Annotated in this window: 17 protein-coding genes; 11 read left to right on the top strand and 6 right to left on the bottom strand. The window is 63.7% G+C overall.

The annotated features are described in order from the left end of the window. Nucleotides 1–7 precede the first annotated feature (7 nt). Both O3298_RS26915 and O3298_RS26910 read left to right on the top strand, forming a co-directional pair. Nucleotides 8–1,135, top strand: a complete 1,128-nt coding sequence (locus O3298_RS26915) for a cytochrome P450 (protein WP_305060992.1) — start codon at nt 8–10, stop codon at nt 1,133–1,135. Further along, nucleotides 1,132–1,479, top strand: a complete 348-nt coding sequence (locus O3298_RS26910) for an antibiotic biosynthesis monooxygenase (RefSeq protein WP_099665447.1) — start codon at nt 1,132–1,134, stop codon at nt 1,477–1,479. The genes O3298_RS26915 and O3298_RS26910 overlap by 4 nt, the downstream gene beginning before the upstream one ends. A 3-nt stretch (nt 1,480–1,482) precedes the next feature. On the opposite strand, the gene O3298_RS26905 is transcribed toward O3298_RS26910, so the two are convergent. Beyond that, on the bottom strand, nt 1,483–1,935 hold the full coding sequence (locus O3298_RS26905) for a hypothetical protein (protein ID WP_251351062.1): 453 nt from the start codon (nt 1,933–1,935) through the stop codon (nt 1,483–1,485). A 178-nt stretch (nt 1,936–2,113) separates the two neighbouring features. Here O3298_RS26905 and O3298_RS26900 point away from each other — a divergent pair, with 178 nt between their 5' ends. Further along, a complete protein-coding gene (locus tag O3298_RS26900) occupies nt 2,114–2,380 on the top strand; it encodes a hypothetical protein (RefSeq protein WP_077399791.1) in 267 nt (88 codons plus the stop codon). A gap of 90 nt (nt 2,381–2,470) precedes the next feature. On the opposite strand, the gene rpoH is transcribed toward O3298_RS26900, so the two are convergent. The 5 genes from rpoH to O3298_RS26875 all read right to left on the bottom strand — a co-directional run bounded on the left by rpoH (nt 2,471) and on the right by O3298_RS26875 (nt 7,609). Next, nucleotides 2,471–3,364, bottom strand: a complete 894-nt coding sequence (gene rpoH, locus O3298_RS26895; protein WP_034784924.1) for an RNA polymerase sigma factor RpoH — start codon at nt 3,362–3,364, stop codon at nt 2,471–2,473. A 417-nt stretch (nt 3,365–3,781) separates the two neighbouring features. Beyond that, nucleotides 3,782–4,702 carry a permease-like cell division protein FtsX gene (gene ftsX / locus O3298_RS26890; RefSeq protein ID WP_099665445.1) on the bottom strand — a complete coding sequence of 307 codons (921 nt, stop codon included), beginning with the start codon at nt 4,700–4,702 and terminating at the stop codon, nt 3,782–3,784. Next, nucleotides 4,699–5,436, bottom strand: coding sequence for a cell division ATP-binding protein FtsE (locus O3298_RS26885; protein ID WP_077399798.1), 738 nt, complete (start codon nt 5,434–5,436; stop codon nt 4,699–4,701). Before O3298_RS26885 ends, ftsX begins: the two co-directional genes overlap by 4 nt. Before the next feature lie 8 nt (nt 5,437–5,444). Beyond that, the gene (gene ftsY / locus O3298_RS26880; RefSeq protein WP_251351064.1) at nt 5,445–6,503 is read right to left on the bottom strand and encodes a signal recognition particle-docking protein FtsY; all 1,059 of its coding nucleotides are present in this window, start codon (nt 6,501–6,503) and stop codon (nt 5,445–5,447) included. A gap of 164 nt (nt 6,504–6,667) precedes the next feature. Further along, nucleotides 6,668–7,609, bottom strand: coding sequence for a MerR family transcriptional regulator (locus O3298_RS26875; RefSeq protein ID WP_289913646.1), 942 nt, complete (start codon nt 7,607–7,609; stop codon nt 6,668–6,670). A 205-nt stretch (nt 7,610–7,814) separates the two neighbouring features. On the opposite strand from O3298_RS26875, the gene O3298_RS26870 reads away from it, so the two are divergent. The 8 genes from O3298_RS26870 to O3298_RS26835 are packed head-to-tail and all read left to right on the top strand — an operon-like array spanning nt 7,815 to nt 14,730. Next, nucleotides 7,815–9,128, top strand: coding sequence for an NAD(P)/FAD-dependent oxidoreductase (locus O3298_RS26870; protein WP_305060991.1), 1,314 nt, complete (start codon nt 7,815–7,817; stop codon nt 9,126–9,128). Then, nucleotides 9,118–9,915, top strand: coding sequence for a DUF1365 domain-containing protein (locus tag O3298_RS26865; RefSeq protein ID WP_305060990.1), 798 nt, complete (start codon nt 9,118–9,120; stop codon nt 9,913–9,915). Before O3298_RS26870 ends, O3298_RS26865 begins: the two co-directional genes overlap by 11 nt. Beyond that, nucleotides 9,912–11,153, top strand: coding sequence for a class I SAM-dependent methyltransferase (locus O3298_RS26860; protein ID WP_369811639.1), 1,242 nt, complete (start codon nt 9,912–9,914; stop codon nt 11,151–11,153). Before O3298_RS26865 ends, O3298_RS26860 begins: the two co-directional genes overlap by 4 nt. 2 nt (nt 11,154–11,155) lie before the next feature. Further along, the gene (locus O3298_RS26855) at nt 11,156–11,704 is read left to right on the top strand and encodes a chalcone isomerase family protein (RefSeq protein WP_305060989.1); all 549 of its coding nucleotides are present in this window, start codon (nt 11,156–11,158) and stop codon (nt 11,702–11,704) included. Further along, entirely contained in the window at nt 11,701–12,984 is a 1,284-nt protein-coding gene (locus O3298_RS26850; RefSeq protein ID WP_305060988.1) for an MFS transporter, read from the top strand. The genes O3298_RS26855 and O3298_RS26850 overlap by 4 nt, the downstream gene beginning before the upstream one ends. Beyond that, entirely contained in the window at nt 12,972–13,532 is a 561-nt protein-coding gene (locus O3298_RS26845; RefSeq protein ID WP_369811638.1) for a DUF3833 domain-containing protein, read from the top strand. The genes O3298_RS26850 and O3298_RS26845 overlap by 13 nt, the downstream gene beginning before the upstream one ends. Beyond that, nucleotides 13,529–14,296 carry an SDR family oxidoreductase gene (locus O3298_RS26840; RefSeq protein WP_289913652.1) on the top strand — a complete coding sequence of 256 codons (768 nt, stop codon included), beginning with the start codon at nt 13,529–13,531 and terminating at the stop codon, nt 14,294–14,296. Before O3298_RS26845 ends, O3298_RS26840 begins: the two co-directional genes overlap by 4 nt. After that, on the top strand, nt 14,293–14,730 hold the full coding sequence (locus O3298_RS26835) for a nuclear transport factor 2 family protein (protein WP_305060987.1): 438 nt from the start codon (nt 14,293–14,295) through the stop codon (nt 14,728–14,730). Before O3298_RS26840 ends, O3298_RS26835 begins: the two co-directional genes overlap by 4 nt. The last annotated feature ends 673 nt before the right edge of the window (nt 14,731–15,403 follow it).

Below are 15,403 nucleotides of genomic sequence, written 5' to 3'. Positions count from 1 at the left end.
AAGCCGCATGCCGCTCACCGATTCTGTTACCGACCCCGCCGACCCTTTCTCTGCCGTCACCCACGCGGCGCCGTACGATTACTATCGCCGCCTGGCGGACGGCCCGCCGCTGCGATTCGATGCGCAGCTCGACTGCTGGCTGGCGACGGGCGCGGCCGGCGTGCGCGCCGTGCTGGCGCATCCCGCCTGCCGCGTGCGCCCAGCGGACCTGGGCGTGCCGCACAACCTGGCGGGCACGCCATGCGGCGCGATCTTTGCCGAACTGGTGCGCATGAACGATGGCGAGCGGCATGCCTTGCCGAAACAGGTGCTGGCGCGCGCGCTGGGCCAGGTGGATATGGAGAGCCTGCAGCGGCGGGCGCTGCACCTTGCCGGTGACCGGGTGCCCGGCAGCGCCGCCCAGCTGAACGATGCGATTTTTGAGCTGCCCCTGTTCGCCATGGCGGACTTGCTGGGCTTTGCGCCAGCGCAAGGGCCGGCGCTGGCCGCCTGGACGCGCGCTTTTGTCGCCTGCCTGTCGCCGCTGAGCAATGCCGAGCAACTGGCCGGTGCGCAAGTGGCGGCCGATGCTCTGCTGCAAAGTTTTGGCCGTCTGCTGCGCGAGGGCGACGTGAGGCCCGGCAGCATGCTGGCCGCCATCGTGGCCGAGGCGGATGCCTTGGGTTGGCAAGCGTCGGGCGGCGTGCTGGCCAACCTCGTCGGCTTGCTGTCGCAGACGTGCGACGCCACGGCCGGCTTGCTGGGCAATGCCATCGTGGCCTTGCGCGCGCAGCCGGAGTTGTCCACGCAATTGAGTGCCGCGCCCGAGCTGTGGCCGGCCATGCTGCGCGAAGTCAGCCTGCGCGATCCCGCCATCCACAACACGCGCCGCTACACGGCGGATGCCGTGGAATGCGCTGGCGTGCGCGTGCCGGCCGGGCAGATGATCCTCGTCGTGCTGGCCAGCGCCGGCCAGGCGGAGTCGGGCTTCGGCCATGGCCGCCACGCCTGTCCGGGCCAGGCCATCGCGCTCGCCATCGCCACGGCTTGCCTGCAGGCGTGGGCCGGGGCATGGGAAAGCTTGCCGCTGGCGTGGCGTTATCTGCCGTCGCTGAACGCCCGCATCCCCGTTTTTGTGCAAGGAGCAAACGCATGATTGCCGTGATTTTCGAGGTGTGGCCCAGCGCCGCAGGACGCCAACAGTACCTGGACCTGGCGGCGTCCCTGCGGCCCCTGCTCGATGAGGTGGACGGTTTCATTTCCATCGAGCGCTTCAGCAGCCTGAGCGAGCCAGGCAAACTGCTGTCGCTGTCGTTCTTTCGCGACGAGGCGGCGCTGGCGCAGTGGCGGCAGCTGGAAGCGCACCGCGCGGCGCAATCGGCCGGCCGGCACGGCGTGTTCGACGATTACCGGCTGCGCATCGCCGCCGTCGTGCGCGATTACGGCATGCTGGAGCGGCAGCAGGCGCCCGCCGACAGCCAGCGGCGCCACGATGCCTAGCCATTAGCGGGGCAGCGCGCCCTGGGTGATTTTCACCTTGACCCGGTAGGTGGGCTCGGCCGCATTCAGGGCCGGCGGCGTGGCCGGGTCGACGTCGAGCAAGGTGAACGTCAGGTGGTTGACGGTGACGGAACTGGCGGCGCCGGGCATGGACTCGGACAGGACGATGTCGGTCGTGCCCGCGCTGTTGAGCAAACTGAAACTGTAGCTGACGTAACCTTTCCACACGCACACGGCGCCCTTGCGGCAGCGGCTGTCGTTGACGCGTTCGAGTTTCAGGGTATCGGTGGCCGTGATGGCCACCTGTTCGCCCGGCGAAAGCACGTGGGTGACGCTGCGCGGCGTGTTTTCCGCGTCGCCGGCGCTGCCGGCCGCGCCGCAGCCCGCCAGCATGGCCAGGCAGGCGAAGAACAGGGGAAGCAGCACGGTGCGATAAGAGCGGTTCAGAGTAGACATGTTTTTCCTTTCAGGTGGAGCGTCCCCGGCGTGCTTGTTCACGCGTGGGATAAAATGATAGTAACAAAATGATATTTTTCCGGCGCACTATTGGCGTGCTGCCGATGAATTGAGGCGCGAGCCACGCGGCGCGCCGATTACTGCGTAGAATGGCTGTTTTGAAAATCAGGAAACAACCATGAAAAAAACCGACCTGGCCAAAAGCGATGCCAAGAAACTGATGGGAAAGATGAATGTTCCCGGCGCCGGTGCATTCGGTAAGGAAGCGGTGGTCGTCGACCGCCGCGAACAGCGCAAGCGCGACCAGGCCCTGGGCCTGGTGCCATTCGCCGTCAAGCTGAACAGCGATCTGGTCTTGCAATTGCAGACCCTGGCCAAGGAGCGCGGCGCGGATCTGAATGAAGTCGTTGCTGAATTGATCAGCAAGGGCCTGGCTGCAGCTTAACTGGCTGCCATGTTTATCTGTTGATAAACATCAAGTTGTAAAACTAAAAGGCGCCTTGCGGCGCCTTTTACATTGCGGCATTGCTTGCGATTACACGTAGGCCGCCAGCGCGCCCTTCATTTTTTTCAGCGCTGCCACTTCGATCTGGCGGATGCGCTCGGCCGATACGCCGAACTCTTCCGCCAGCGCGTGCAGGGTGGCGCCGGAACCGTCGTCGTTGGCCAGCCAGCGCGCTTCGATGATGCGGCGCGAACGGGCGTCCAGCTTGGACAGGGCCGTTTCCAGGCCTTCCGATTGCAGGCGCGTCACTTGTTCCGCTTCCAGCACCTTGGTCGGCTCGCTTTGCTCCGACGACAGGTAGGCGATCGGCGAAAACTTGTCGTCTTCATCGTCGGTCGGCGATTCCAGCGCGATGTCGCGGCCGCTCAAACGCGTTTCCATCTCGATCACTTCTTCGCGTTTCACGTCGAGCAGCTTGGCCAGCGCATCGATCTGCTTCGGCGTCATCGCATCCAGGCCCGTCTTGTGGCTGCGCAGGTTGAAGAACAGCTTGCGCTGCGCCTTCGTCGTCGCGACCTTGACCAGGCGCCAGTTTTTCAGGATGTACTCATGCATCTCGGCTTTCACCCAGTGCATGGCGTACGAGACCAGGCGCACGCCCTGGTCCGGATCGAAACGTTTCACGGCTTTCATCAAGCCGATATTGCCTTCCTGAATCAGGTCGGCGTGCGGCAAGCCATAGCCCAGGTAGCCGCGGGCAATCGAGACCACCAGGCGCAGGTGCGACAGCACCAGTTCTTGCGCGGCGGCCAGGTCATTTTTTTCGCGCAGGCGTGTCGCCAGCGAAATTTCTTCGTCGTGGGTCAACATGGGCAGGCGGTTCACGGCCGAAATATAGGCGTCGATATTGCCCAGATTGCCAGTGAACCCGAGGCCCAGCGCATTACTTTTGGTCGGAACCAATGCGGACGTTGCGGACATCATAGTCATGTTTTCTCCCTCGTAGTCTTGCTTTGTTCCAGTTGGCCACGTCACGCGACGTGGCAGCTTGTATCGTCGTTTTTGCGTATTCGGTCTTGCACTTTGCAGATCGCGGCACCATCTTGATCTGGCGTCCATGGCGGTTCTGCTGTTGGTATGTCCCTATATTAGCACTCTCTGCTTGAGAGTGCCAATCAGCACATTTAATCGATCTGATAGCCTAAATGCTATGGCGAATGAATGCCTGATAAATATGTCTGAATAGCGATCTGAACAGTGCTGCAGGCCGCTTCACGACAACGTAGCCAGTCTACGGCCTCTGGCTGAAGCGAACCTTAAGAATACTTGCTTAATATCAAGATAACAGCAGTATGGGGAGGGTGCATGGCGGCACCGGAGGCGCCGCCATGGGAAAGAAGATCAGTTCAGGCGCGCCAGGTGGCGCTGCACGCACAGGAAGGCGCCGATCAGGCCCAGGCCGGCGCTGACGGCCAGCAAGCCGGCCATCGGCAGCGGCGCCAGCGGCACCAGCTGGAATTCGGACGCATACAGGCGGGCAAACTCGGCAATCGCCGTGTTCAGCGGCTGCAAGGCCAGCGCCACGGCGCCCAGGGCCAGCGCGCCGGCGCACAAGCCCAGCAGCGCGCCCGTGTAATAGAAGGGGCGGTGGATGAAGGTGTCCGTCGCGCCGATCAATTTCGAGATGCTGATTTCATCGCGCTGCTGCATCACTTGCAGGCGGATGGTGTTGAAGACGACGGCGATCACGGCCACGCCCAGGGTAATGGCCAGCAGCAGCAACACCAGGCGCAGCACGCCCAGCAGGGCGGCCAGGCGCTTGACCCAGGCCGAATCGACTTGCGCCGATTCCACGCCGGGCAAGTGGCGCAGCTGTTCCGCCACGGCATCGACATCCTGCGCTTCGCTGGCGCTGCTGAAGGCATCGAGTTTCAGCACATAGCTGTCGGGCAGGGGATTGTCGCCCAGGGTGCTCAGCACATCGGCCAGGCCGTTCTTGTTTTTCAGCGAGTCCAGCGCCTGTTCGCGCGGGATGAAGACGATCTTCGCCTTTTGCTCGCCGACAATCTTGCGCATGGCGCCGGCCAGGCCCACGGCTTGTTCGCGCGGCGTGTCGATCTTCAGGAAGACGCTGATTTCCGGGTCGACCGACATCTGTTCCGACATGGGGCGGACATTGTCGAGCATGGTCAAGCCGGCGAACGGCAGCGACAGGGCGATGGCGACGACGAGCACGTTCAATAGGAAGCCGCCCGGCGACTTGCGCAAGTGGATCAGCGCCGAACCGAGGGCGAAGCGATGTTGACGGAACCAGCCTCTCATGCCTGTTCTCCCGCGTCATCCCCGGCGCCGGGGGCGAAATCGGGGTCGGGCGGCGCGAACACGGGCGCTTGCGTAGCCTTGTCGATGGCCACCAGTTGGCCGTTTTTCAGGTGGATCACGCGGGCGGCGGCGTCGAGCATCTGTTCGTCATGGCTGGAAATGAGGCAAGTCACGCCCACGGAGTGGAACGCTTTCAGGGCGTCGAGCACCTTGTTGGCGCTGGCGCGGTCCAGGTTGGCCGTCGGTTCGTCGGCCAGGATGATCTGCGGCCGGTTGACGATGGCGCGCGCGATTGACACGCGCTGCTGCTCGCCGCCCGACAGCGACAGGGGGCGCGCCATGGCGCGGTCCAGCAAGCCGACTTTATCGAGCGCGGCGCGCGCGCGCTGTTCGGCGGCCGTCTTGTGGGCGCCGACGACGAGCAGCGGCAGCATGACGTTGGCCAGGATGGAGCGGTCGTTGAGCAATTTTTGCTGCTGGAAGATCAGGCCCATGTTGCGGCGCAAAAATGGCACGCCGGCCGGCTTGATCTTCGCCATGTCCTGGCCATTGACGATCAGCTTGCCCGACGTGGGGCGTTCCATGGCGGCGATCATTTTCAGCAAGGTGGATTTGCCGGCGCCGGACGGGCCCGCTAAAAACACCAGCTCGCCTTTGGCAATATTGAGGGAAATGTCGCTGAGCGCCACGGCGTCGGCGGAGTATTGCTTGGAGACGTGCTGAAATTCAATCATGTATAGGCTTATCCTAGCAGCGCTTCGACAAATTCGGCAGCCACGAAAGGCTGCAAGTCTTCAATTTTCTCACCGATGCCGATGAAATACACGGGCACGGGACGCACGCGGGCAATCGCCGCCAGCACGCCGCCCTTGGCGGTACCGTCCAGCTTGGTAATCACCAGGCCGCTCAGTTGCAGGGCATCGTCGAAGGCCTTCACTTGCGTGAGGGCATTCTGGCCCGTGTTGCCGTCGATCACAAGCAGAGTTTCATGCGGCGCGCCATCCATGCCCTTGCCGATCACGCGCTTGATTTTCTTCAATTCTTCCATCAGGTGCAACTGCGTCGGCAAACGTCCCGCCGTGTCGACCATGACCACGTCGATGCCGCGCGCCTTCGCCGATTGCACGGAGTCGTAGGCCACGGCGGCCGGATCGCCCGATTCCTGCGAAATCACGGTGACGTTGTTGCGTTCGCCCCAGACCATCAACTGTTCGCGTGCTGCGGCGCGGAAGGTGTCGCCCGCGGCCAGCAGCACGGACTGGTTATTCGACTGCATGTGCTTGGCCAGCTTGCCGATGGTGGTCGTCTTGCCGGCGCCATTCACGCCGGAAATCATCATCACCAGCGGCTTGTGGCGGCCCAGCTCGAAGCGCTTTTCCAGCGGCGAGAGCAGGTCGATCAGCAGCACTTTCAGGGCGGCCTTGACGGCGGCCGCGTCGAGCAGCTTGTCTTCCTTGACCTTTTTCTTCAATTCCGTCAGCAGGAATTCCGTGGCGTCGATGCCGGCGTCCGACATCAGCAGCGCCGCTTCCAGCTCTTCGTACAGGGCGTCGTCGATCTTCGCGCCGACGAACAGCACGGACAGGGTGTTCGAGGTTTTCGACAGGCCGGCCTTCAGGCGCGTCATCCACGATTTTTTCTCGGGTTCGGCTGCGACGATCACGGGCACGAGCTCGGCCGGCGCGCCGCTCAGGGGCGTGGCGGCAGGCTGCGGTGCAGGCGGCGTGGCGGCGGGAAGGACGAGGGGCTCGGCTGGTGCAGCCTCGGGAGCGATGGGTTTTTTCTTGAAGAAACTAAACATGGATGTGTGGTGGCGGGTGCTGACCTAAGGCCCGGCGGCGCCGGACACTGTGTTACGGGCTATTCTACCAGAGCGCGCCCGGCCCTTCATGCTTTACTGTTCGATTGGCAACATTGCGCCGCTATCCACGGAGATCGCCGCAGTTGCCGCGCTTTTCCGCCGGTTCAGTGGGTTTGCAGGGCAAGCGCCTGGTGGCGGCGGCGCCAGTCGGCGATGCTTTCGTCGACTTGCCGCAAGTCCAGCACATGCAAGAAGGGTGGCGGCTGCCTGGTCAGCACGGGACTGCGTCCCCCTGCCCACAATTCCATGCTTGGCGGCAAGCTTGCATGCAGCTGCTGCAGGCTGTCGCGCGTCTGCCGTTGCTTGCTGGCGCTGGAAAACGATAGCGCGACGATGTCGGCCCGCTGCGCGCGGGCGGCCGCGACGATGTCCGTCAGCGGCGTTTCCACGCCCAGCGACATGCAATGGGCGCCGGCCGCCGCGCACAGCGCTTCAGCCATCAGCAGCCCCAGGCCGTGACGCTCCTGCGGCAAGGTGCTGAGGACGATGCGCGGCGAGCGCATGGACGGGCTGCTTGCTTGCGGAAGGGAAAAGATGGCGTGCCGCATCACCGTCTGCAAGGTTTCGCTATACAGATGCTCTTCGTAAACCGCCAGTTCGCCGCAAGCCCACGCTTCGCCCACCATGCCGGTGAGGGGGGCGATGACGTCGATGGTGAACGCTTTCAAGCCCAGCACGGCCAGCGCCTGGCGCAGGGCGTCGCCCAGTTCCGCCATCTGGTGGCTGCGGCACAGGGCCAGGTAGTGTTCGAGCTGGGGCGCCGGCGCGGGCGGCGGCGTGCTGCCGGCGCTGGCCAGCTGCTGCAGTTGCGCGGTGCTGTGCTGCATGATTTTTCCCGGACGAAATCCGAGGTCCAGCAGGCGTTTGACCATGCGCAACTTTTGCACTTGCTCGGCCGGATAGCTGCGCTCGCCAAAGGCGTCGCGCCGCGGCTGGGGAAAGTCGTAGCGGCGCTCCCACACGCGCAAGGTTTCCTTGGCCAGCCCGGTGTCGCGTTCGACATCGCCGATGCTGAAGGCAGGAGATAGTTGCAGGTCAGTATCCATACCAGTGGGGTTGCTCGCATGCCGAAAAGAACGTTACTGGCATTCTACGCCTTCCGCCGCCCCGTACCAAATAGCTGAATCCGATTGGATATTGCTCGCGTATAAGTTTGTGAACGACAACAGGTGCTCATTGACATAGATCAATATTTGACTGACTATCGATGCAGCTTGTTTTGTCCAGGACAAACATAACACGGGTGCACTCATGAAAATTGCCGTCGTCGGAGCAGGAATCGCAGGATTGTCGTGTGCCTATCGCCTGGCGCAATCGGGCCAGGACGTCACCTTGTACGAGGCGGGCGATTACTTTGGCGGCCACAGCCATACGGTGGATGTCACGCTCGATGGCGTCACGCATGGCGTCGACACGGGTTTTCTCGTGTTTAACCACGCCACCTACCCGCATCTGGTGCAACTGTTTGACGAACTCGGCGTCGAGGCGGCCGACAGCGACATGTCGTTTTCCGTGAAGATGCCGCTGGGCGCTGCGCCCGATGCCCGCGTGCTGGAATGGGCGGGCGCCAATCTGGACACCGTGTTTGCCCAGCGCAGCAATCTGCTGCGCCCCGCCTTCCTGCGCATGTTGCGCGACATTCTGCGCTTCAACCGCCAGGCCAGCGCCCTGGCCACGGCCGCCTTGCCGGCGCCGGCCCTGTCGCTGGGAGAATTCCTCGACCTGCACGGCTACGGCGACGAATTCCGTCACTGGTATCTGTTGCCGATGGCCGCCTGTATCTGGTCGTGTCCGGCGCGCCAGATGCTGGCCTTTCCCTTGGCCACGTTCATCCGTTTCTGCCACAACCATGGCTTGCTGCAAGTGAGCGACCGGCCGCAATGGCGCACGGTGCGGGGCGGCTCGCGCGTGTACGTGGAAAAATTGCTGGCGGGCATACCGCAGCAGCGTCTGGCGTGCCCCGTGCTGGCCGTGCGCCGCCAGGGGCACGGCGGCGCGCGCATGGTCGAGCTGCATACGGCCGCCGGCGTCGAGCATGTCGATCACGTCGTGCTCGCTTGCCACAGCGACCAGTCGCTGGCCCTGCTGGGAGATATCCGCGACGACGAGCGCTCCGTGCTCGAAGCCGTGCGCTACCAGCCGAACCGGGCTGTGCTGCATACGGATGCCTCCTGCCTGCCGCAACGCCGCCGTGCCTGGTCCGCCTGGAATTACCAGGGACGGCCGGCAGCGGGGGAGGGCGAAGCGCCGCAAGTGTGCGTGCATTATTTGCTGAACCAGCTGCAGCCGCTGCCGTTCACCACGCCCGTCATCGTCTCGCTCAATCCGCTCGACGAGCCCGATCCGGCAAGCATCATCGACGAGTTTTCGTATGCCCATCCCGTGTTCGATGGCGCGGCCATTGCCGCCCAGACGCGCCTGGCCGGCTTCCAGGGCGCGCAGCACACGTGGTTCGCGGGCGCCTGGACGGGCTATGGCTTCCATGAAGACGGCTTGAAGTCGGGCCTGGGCGTGGCGCAAGCGCTCAACGGTCTGGCGTTGGCGGAGCTCGGCCATGCCGCGTGATCCCACGCAGCCGCTCCGGCCGCAGCCCCAGCTGTGCCTGGGACAGGTGCGCCATGCGCGGCTGCGTCCGCGCGCGCATGCTTTTGCTTACGGCATGTTTTACCTGCGCCTGCCCTTGCGCAGCCTGGGCGCGCAGGATTTTCCTGCCCGTTTGATTTCGCGCAACGGCGCCAATGTGCTGTCCTTCTGCGACAGCGACCATGGCGATGGCACGACACCGCTGCTGGACTGGATCGACGGCTTGCTGCGCCAGCATGGCGTGGTCGACGCGGGCGGCGAAATCTGGCTGCAAACCATGCCGCGCATGTTCGGCTATGTCTTCAATCCCGTCAGTTTCTGGTTTTGTCACGGGCTTGACGGCGCGCTGCGGGCCGTGCTCTGCGACGTGCGCAATACCTTTGGCGAGCGCCACCTGTACTTGCTCGAGCAGGGCGGCGCCATCGCGTATGGCAGCGAACTGGTCGCCAAGAAAATCTTTCACGTGTCGCCGTTTTGCAAGGTGGAAGGCCTGTACCGCTTCCGTTTCCTGCGCAACAACGACCAGGATGGCGAGCGCCACCTGGCCCGGGTCGATTACGACGACCTCGACGGCCCGCTGCTGCAAACGAGCTTGTCCGGCACGGCGCAGCCGTTGCGCGATGGCGCCATCGCCTGGGCCTTGCTGCGCTATCCCCTGATGACGTTCGGCGTGATGGCGCGCATCCATTGGCAAGCCTTGCGCCTGTGGCTGCGCCGCGTGCCGTTTTTCAGCAAACCCCACCCTCCACAAGAAAAGGTGTCCCGATGAGCTCCGATTCCCTGCCGACCGGCCTGCATGCGCGCAGCAGTTCCACTCCCTTGCATGGGCATGCGCACGTGGACATGCCCGCTGCCGGGCGCATGATCGTGCGCCTGCTGGAAAAATTGCAATACGGCGCGCTGCGCCTGCGCACGCCGGACGGCAGCATCTTGCTGTACGGCGATGGCAGCCATCCCGTCACCCTGGACTTGCACAACTGGCGCCTGTGTGCGGCCGTCCTGCGCTCGGGTGACATCGGCTTTGCGGAAACGTTTATCGCCGGCGACTGGCGCACGGACAATTTGCCGGGCTTGATCGAGTTGATGATACGCAACCGCGCGCACATCGAGTCATTGATCTATGGCAACTGGTGGGGCAACCTGGTCTACAAGGTCCGGCACTTGCTCAACCGCAATTCGCGCGCGGGCAGCAAGAAGAATATCCATGCCCATTACGACATCGGCAACGCCTTCTATCAGCTGTGGCTGGACCCGTCGATGACGTACTCGAGCGCCCTGTTCACCGAAGGCGCCAGCCTGGAGCAGGCGCAAGGGGCGAAATACGCGCGCATCGCGGACCAGTTGCAACTGCAGCCGGGCGCACGCGTGCTGGAGATCGGCTGCGGCTGGGGCGGCTTTGCGGAAGCCGCGGCGCGCGACTGCGGCGCGCACGTGACGGGCCTGACCTTGTCGACAGAACAGCTCGCCTATGCGCGCCAGCGCCTGCAGGACGCGGGCCTGGCAGGGCAGGCCGACTTGCAGCTGTGCGATTACCGCGACAGCGCGGGCCAGTACGACGCCATCGCCTCGATCGAGATGTTCGAAGCCGTGGGACAAAGCTACTGGCCCGGCTATTTCGCATGCGTGGCGCGCAACCTGAAGCCGGGCGGACGCGCCTGCATCCAGACCATCGTCATTGCCGACGAATTGTTCGAGCGCTACAGCAAGAGCACGGATTTTATTCAACAGTACATTTTCCCGGGCGGCATGCTGCCCTCGCCGGCCGAATTCCGCCGCGCCGCCGAGGCGCAGGGCTTGCGCGTGGAAGACGCCTTCAGCTTTGGCCTCGATTACGCGGAAACCTTGCGCCAGTGGCGCGCCAGCTTCCTGGCCCAGCGCACGGCGCTGGAAAAGCAGGGTTTCGACGGCCGTTTCCTGCTCACCTGGGAGTTTTACCTCGCGTATTGCGAGGCTGCCTTCCAGGCGCACAACACGGATGTGATGCAATTTACCCTGATCAAGGAGTGATGATGCGCCGCCTGCTTGTCGCCGCTTTGCTGTCGTTGACCATGTTTGGCGCCGCGGCCGCGCCGCCGGCCTTTATCGCGGCCGATGTGCCCGAAGCCCGCCTGGCGGGCGAGGGGGAATACACGTGGTTCGGCATGCGTATTTATCGGGCGCAACTTTGGGTGGGCGCGAACGGTTACCAGGGCGCGGAGTCGGCAACGGCGCCCTTCGTGCTGGAATTGCGCTACGCGCGCTCGCTCGACGGCAAGAAGATCGCCGAAGCCAGCTATGAACAGATGCAGAAAATCGGCGCCGGCACGCCGGAGCAGCGCCTGGCGTGGCTGGCCACCATGCAGCGCATCTTTCCTGATGTCAAGGAAGACCAGCGCATCGCGGGCGCCTACCGGGCCGGCATCGCGCCCGGCGTGCGCTTTTATCTCGATGGCAAGGTGCTGGCCGACGTGAACGACGGCGACTTCGCGCGCGCCTTCTTCGCCATCTGGCTGTCGCCGTCGAGCACGGCGCCGAAGCTGCGCGCAGCCTTGCTGCAGAGTGCGGCGCCGCTGCCATGAATGCCGGGGCCAGCGCCTTGAGCTTGCCGGCCTTGTTCAGTTATGGCCTGTTCGGCTTGCCGCTGGCCATGCTGGCGCTGCCCATCTATATATATGTGGCGCCGTTTTATGCGCAGCGCAGCAGCCTTGATCTGGCGCAAATCGGCGCAGTGCTGCTGGCGGCGCGCATTGCCGCCGCCTTCATCGACCCGGCCCTCGGCGCCTGGATGGCGCGCGGCGGGCGCAGCTATGCCGTGCTGGTCGGCGCATCGCTGCCGCTGCTGTTGCTGGGCTTTGGCGCCCTGTTCCATCCGCCGGCCATGCCGCAAGCGGCCACCCTGGCCTGGTTCCTGGCTGCCTTGCTGCTCGTGTACGCCGCCTATGGCCTGGCCGGCATCGCGCATCAGAGCTGGGGCGCGGCCTTGAGCCAGGCGCGCGCGCAGCGGGCGCGGGTGACGGCCGTGCGCGAGGGTTGCGGCTTGCTCGGCGTGATCCTGGCGGCGGGGCTGACGTCCATGCTCGGCTATGACGGCCTGTCGCTGGCCTTTGCCGGCTGCCTGCTGGCGGCGGGTGCGTTGCTGCTGGCACGCGCGCCGCGTCCGGTCTTGCGCCAAGGCACGGCGGCGCTGCCCGCTGGCGCCTGGCGCCTGCCATTTCGCCAGCGCGCGTTTCGCTGGCTGTTTGCCGTCCTGCTCGTCAATGGCGTGGCTGCCGCCATTCCCGCCACCCTGTTCCTGTTCTTTGCCACCGACTACTTGCGCCTGGGCCAATACGCGGGACCGTTCCTGATCGTCTACTTTTGCGCGGCGGCCGCCTCGATGCCCGTGTGGGTGGCCCTGGCGCGCCGCTTTGGCGAAGCGCGCGCCTGGGGCGGCGCCATGCTGCTGGCCGCCAGCGTGTTTGTCTGGGCGTATGGCCTGGGCGAGGGCGTCGCCTGGGGTTTTGCCGCCATCTGCCTGCTGTCGGGCCTGGCGCTGGGCGCCGACCTGGCCTTGCCGCCGGCCCTGCTGGCAGGGTTGATCGGCGCGGCCGGCCATGCCGGGCGGCACGAAGCGGCGTATTTCGGCTGGTGGAACTGGGGCGTGCAGATGAGCCTGGCGCTGGCGGCCGGCATCGCCTTGCCCCTGCTGGCCTGGCTCGGCTATGTGCCGGGCAGCGGCAGCGGCGGCTTGCCGGCCCTGTCTGCCGCCTACGCCGTGCTGCCCTGTGTTTTGAAACTGCTGGCGGCGCTCATGCTGTGGCGCGCGCCGCTACAACATATATATAGTGACTATCGGGAGAACCGCGCATGCGCTTCATGACTTATTGCAAACGTTGCCTGCCGCTGGCCGCCTTGCTGCTGGCGCTGGCCGCCTGTTCCACGCCGCCCACGCCGGCCACGTACGCGCAGGAATTGCCCGTACTGGATCTGCAACAGTATTTCAACGGCACGCTCGATGCCCACGGCATCTTCCAGGACCGTTCCGGCAAGGTGGTGAAACGTTTCACCGTGGTGATGCGGGCCAGCTGGGTGGGCGAGACGGGGACCCTGGACGAGGATTTCACGTATGCGGACGGCAGCCGGCAACGGCGCGTGTGGACCTTGCGCAAGACGGCGCCCGGGCGCTTCATCGGCACGGCGCCCGACGTGATCGGGGAAGCCATCGGCGAAGTGGCGGGCAATGCGCTGCGCTGGCAATACGTGCTGGCGCTGCCCGTCGATGGCACGGTCTACCACGTCGATTTCGAGGACTGGATGTTCTTGATGGATGACAAGGTCATGCTCAACCGTGCCGCCATGAGCAAGTTCGGCTTCAGCCTGGGCGCCGTCACCTTATCGTTCAGCAAGCGTCCAGGGGCGACCCCATGAATCGCAAGATCAGCAATTGGGCCGGCAAGCGCGTGTGGATCATCGGCGCGTCCAGCGGCATCGGCGCCGCGTGCGCCACCTTGCTGCTGGAGCAGGGCGCGTGCGTGGCCCTGTCGGCCCGCCACCGCGCCAGCCTGGAACAGTTGTGCGAGGGACAGCCGCTGGCGCAGGCCTTGCCGCTCGATATCACGCAGCACGCGCAAGTGCGGGCCGTCTGCGTGCAATTGCAGCAGCAGTGGGCGCATATCGACCTGATATTGGTGGTCGCTGGCGGCTATCAGGCCATGCGCGCCGATAGCTTCGACCTTGAGGCGGCCCAGGGCTTGCTGGCCCTGAACGTGGGCGGCGTCTTCAATTGCCTGGAGCCGGCCTTGCCGTGGCTGTTGCGCCAGGGCAGCGGCGGCATCGGGATCGTCGGCTCGGTGGCCGGCTATGGCGGCTTGCCCAAGGCGCTCGCGTATGGCGCCAGCAAGGCGGCGCTGATCAACCTGACGGAATCGCTGTACCTGGACTTGCATCCGCGTGGGATTGATGTGTATCAAATCAACCCTGGTTTTGTCGCCACGCCTTTGACGGCGAACAATGATTTCACCATGCCGGCCCTGATGACGGCGCAGGACGCGGCCGCCGCCATGCTCGACGGCATCGAGCGGGGGCAATTCCACATCCACTTTCCGAAACGCTTTACCAATGCCATGCGCCTGGCGCGGCTGTTGCCGTACCGCGCCTATTTTTGGCTGATCCGCAAGGTGACGGGCCTATGAGCGCAACCATGGAAGGTGCGCTGGCGCGCCTGGTGGCGTTTTACGAGCACCTGAGCCTGGAGAGCCTGGCCCAGCTGGGTGCCGTGTACGCGCCAGACGCCCGTTTCAAGGACCCGTTCAACGAGGTGGAGGGCCATGCCGCCATCCTGGCCATCTTCGAGCACATGTTCGTGCAAGTCGATGCCCCGCGGTTTGTCGTGCTGGAAAGCCTGGGGCAGGGGGAGCAAGCGTTCCTGACGTGGGAATTTCGCTTTCGCATGAAACGCCTGGTATCTGGCGAACAATGTATCCGTGGGGCAACACATGTGCGTTTCGACGGGCTGGGACGGGTGGTATTGCACCGCGATTATTGGGATGCGGCGGAAGAATTGTATGAAAAGCTGCCTGTGCTGGGCCCTTTCATGCGCATGCTCCGGCGCGCAAGCCGGCGCTGAGCGTATTTTCTGATGCTTTTAAGCAAAAAATGCGAAAAAGAAAAAGTAAATTGTGTGGAATTGGGCTGGTAAAAACTTGATTTCGGTCAATGTGTCGTTTTTTGGACACAAATATGTCAAAATATTGAGAAGGCAACATTGTAAGAAATTGTTTCAACTGATGCGGAATTTGCAAGCAAGAGTCGTCCTCATCCGTTCCAAGCGGGCACCCGGCGCGCGTGCCGGAAAACATGGAAAACATTTCTATGTGAGCAATTTAAATTACCGGAAAGTCAGTAATTATGTTGATACTCTGCCTATTTTCCTGACGCGCGCGCCGACGTCGAAAATCGCGTCTACGCCCCTGAATAATGCGGCAACGCACCAAAATAGGGCGTCTTATTTCCCGTTTTCGGGCATCCGGCAGCAAACATTGGCGATGCCGTGTATGCTTCGTCCCGTTTATCCATTATCGCCTGACAAATTGTGCGCTTTGTCGCGTAAATCATGCAGGGCAAATGATGGGTAAAGCATGTTGACGTTTTAATCACACGCCTGATACTGTTGCACTAATACAACGGGTGTCGACAAGGCATGCGCTATGATGGAATGGTCAATCAGGCCAATGCATTGGTTGGCAAGGGGCACTGGCTCTGTCGCGTAGTACGGTTGGCGATGGTCGGGATGCCTGAAA

Source organism: Janthinobacterium sp. SUN137 (assembly GCF_030587265.1).
Classification (GTDB): Bacteria; Pseudomonadota; Gammaproteobacteria; order Burkholderiales; family Burkholderiaceae_D; genus Janthinobacterium; species Janthinobacterium kumbetense.
This window is presented reverse-complemented; position numbering and strand designations above follow the sequence as displayed.

What these genes read in the sequence shown, in the direction of transcription:
- O3298_RS26915 (WP_305060992.1), top strand. Translation starts at nt 8, where the DNA reads ATGCCGCTCACCGATTCTGTTACCGACCCCGCCGACCCTTTCTCTGCC.
- O3298_RS26910 (WP_099665447.1), top strand. Translation starts at nt 1,132, where the DNA reads ATGATTGCCGTGATTTTCGAGGTGTGGCCCAGCGCCGCAGGACGCCAA.
- O3298_RS26905 (WP_251351062.1), bottom strand. Translation starts at nt 1,935, where the DNA reads ATGTCTACTCTGAACCGCTCTTATCGCACCGTGCTGCTTCCCCTGTTC.
- O3298_RS26900 (WP_077399791.1), top strand. Translation starts at nt 2,114, where the DNA reads ATGAAAAAAACCGACCTGGCCAAAAGCGATGCCAAGAAACTGATGGGA.
- rpoH (WP_034784924.1), bottom strand. Translation starts at nt 3,364, where the DNA reads ATGATGTCCGCAACGTCCGCATTGGTTCCGACCAAAAGTAATGCGCTG.
- ftsX (WP_099665445.1), bottom strand. Translation starts at nt 4,702, where the DNA reads ATGAGAGGCTGGTTCCGTCAACATCGCTTCGCCCTCGGTTCGGCGCTG.
- O3298_RS26885 (WP_077399798.1), bottom strand. Translation starts at nt 5,436, where the DNA reads ATGATTGAATTTCAGCACGTCTCCAAGCAATACTCCGCCGACGCCGTG.
- ftsY (WP_251351064.1), bottom strand. Translation starts at nt 6,503, where the DNA reads ATGTTTAGTTTCTTCAAGAAAAAACCCATCGCTCCCGAGGCTGCACCA.
- O3298_RS26875 (WP_289913646.1), bottom strand. Translation starts at nt 7,609, where the DNA reads ATGGATACTGACCTGCAACTATCTCCTGCCTTCAGCATCGGCGATGTC.
- O3298_RS26870 (WP_305060991.1), top strand. Translation starts at nt 7,815, where the DNA reads ATGAAAATTGCCGTCGTCGGAGCAGGAATCGCAGGATTGTCGTGTGCC.
- O3298_RS26865 (WP_305060990.1), top strand. Translation starts at nt 9,118, where the DNA reads ATGCCGCGTGATCCCACGCAGCCGCTCCGGCCGCAGCCCCAGCTGTGC.
- O3298_RS26860 (WP_369811639.1), top strand. Translation starts at nt 9,912, where the DNA reads ATGAGCTCCGATTCCCTGCCGACCGGCCTGCATGCGCGCAGCAGTTCC.
- O3298_RS26855 (WP_305060989.1), top strand. Translation starts at nt 11,156, where the DNA reads ATGCGCCGCCTGCTTGTCGCCGCTTTGCTGTCGTTGACCATGTTTGGC.
- O3298_RS26850 (WP_305060988.1), top strand. Translation starts at nt 11,701, where the DNA reads ATGAATGCCGGGGCCAGCGCCTTGAGCTTGCCGGCCTTGTTCAGTTAT.
- O3298_RS26845 (WP_369811638.1), top strand. Translation starts at nt 12,972, where the DNA reads ATGCGCTTCATGACTTATTGCAAACGTTGCCTGCCGCTGGCCGCCTTG.
- O3298_RS26840 (WP_289913652.1), top strand. Translation starts at nt 13,529, where the DNA reads ATGAATCGCAAGATCAGCAATTGGGCCGGCAAGCGCGTGTGGATCATC.
- O3298_RS26835 (WP_305060987.1), top strand. Translation starts at nt 14,293, where the DNA reads ATGAGCGCAACCATGGAAGGTGCGCTGGCGCGCCTGGTGGCGTTTTAC.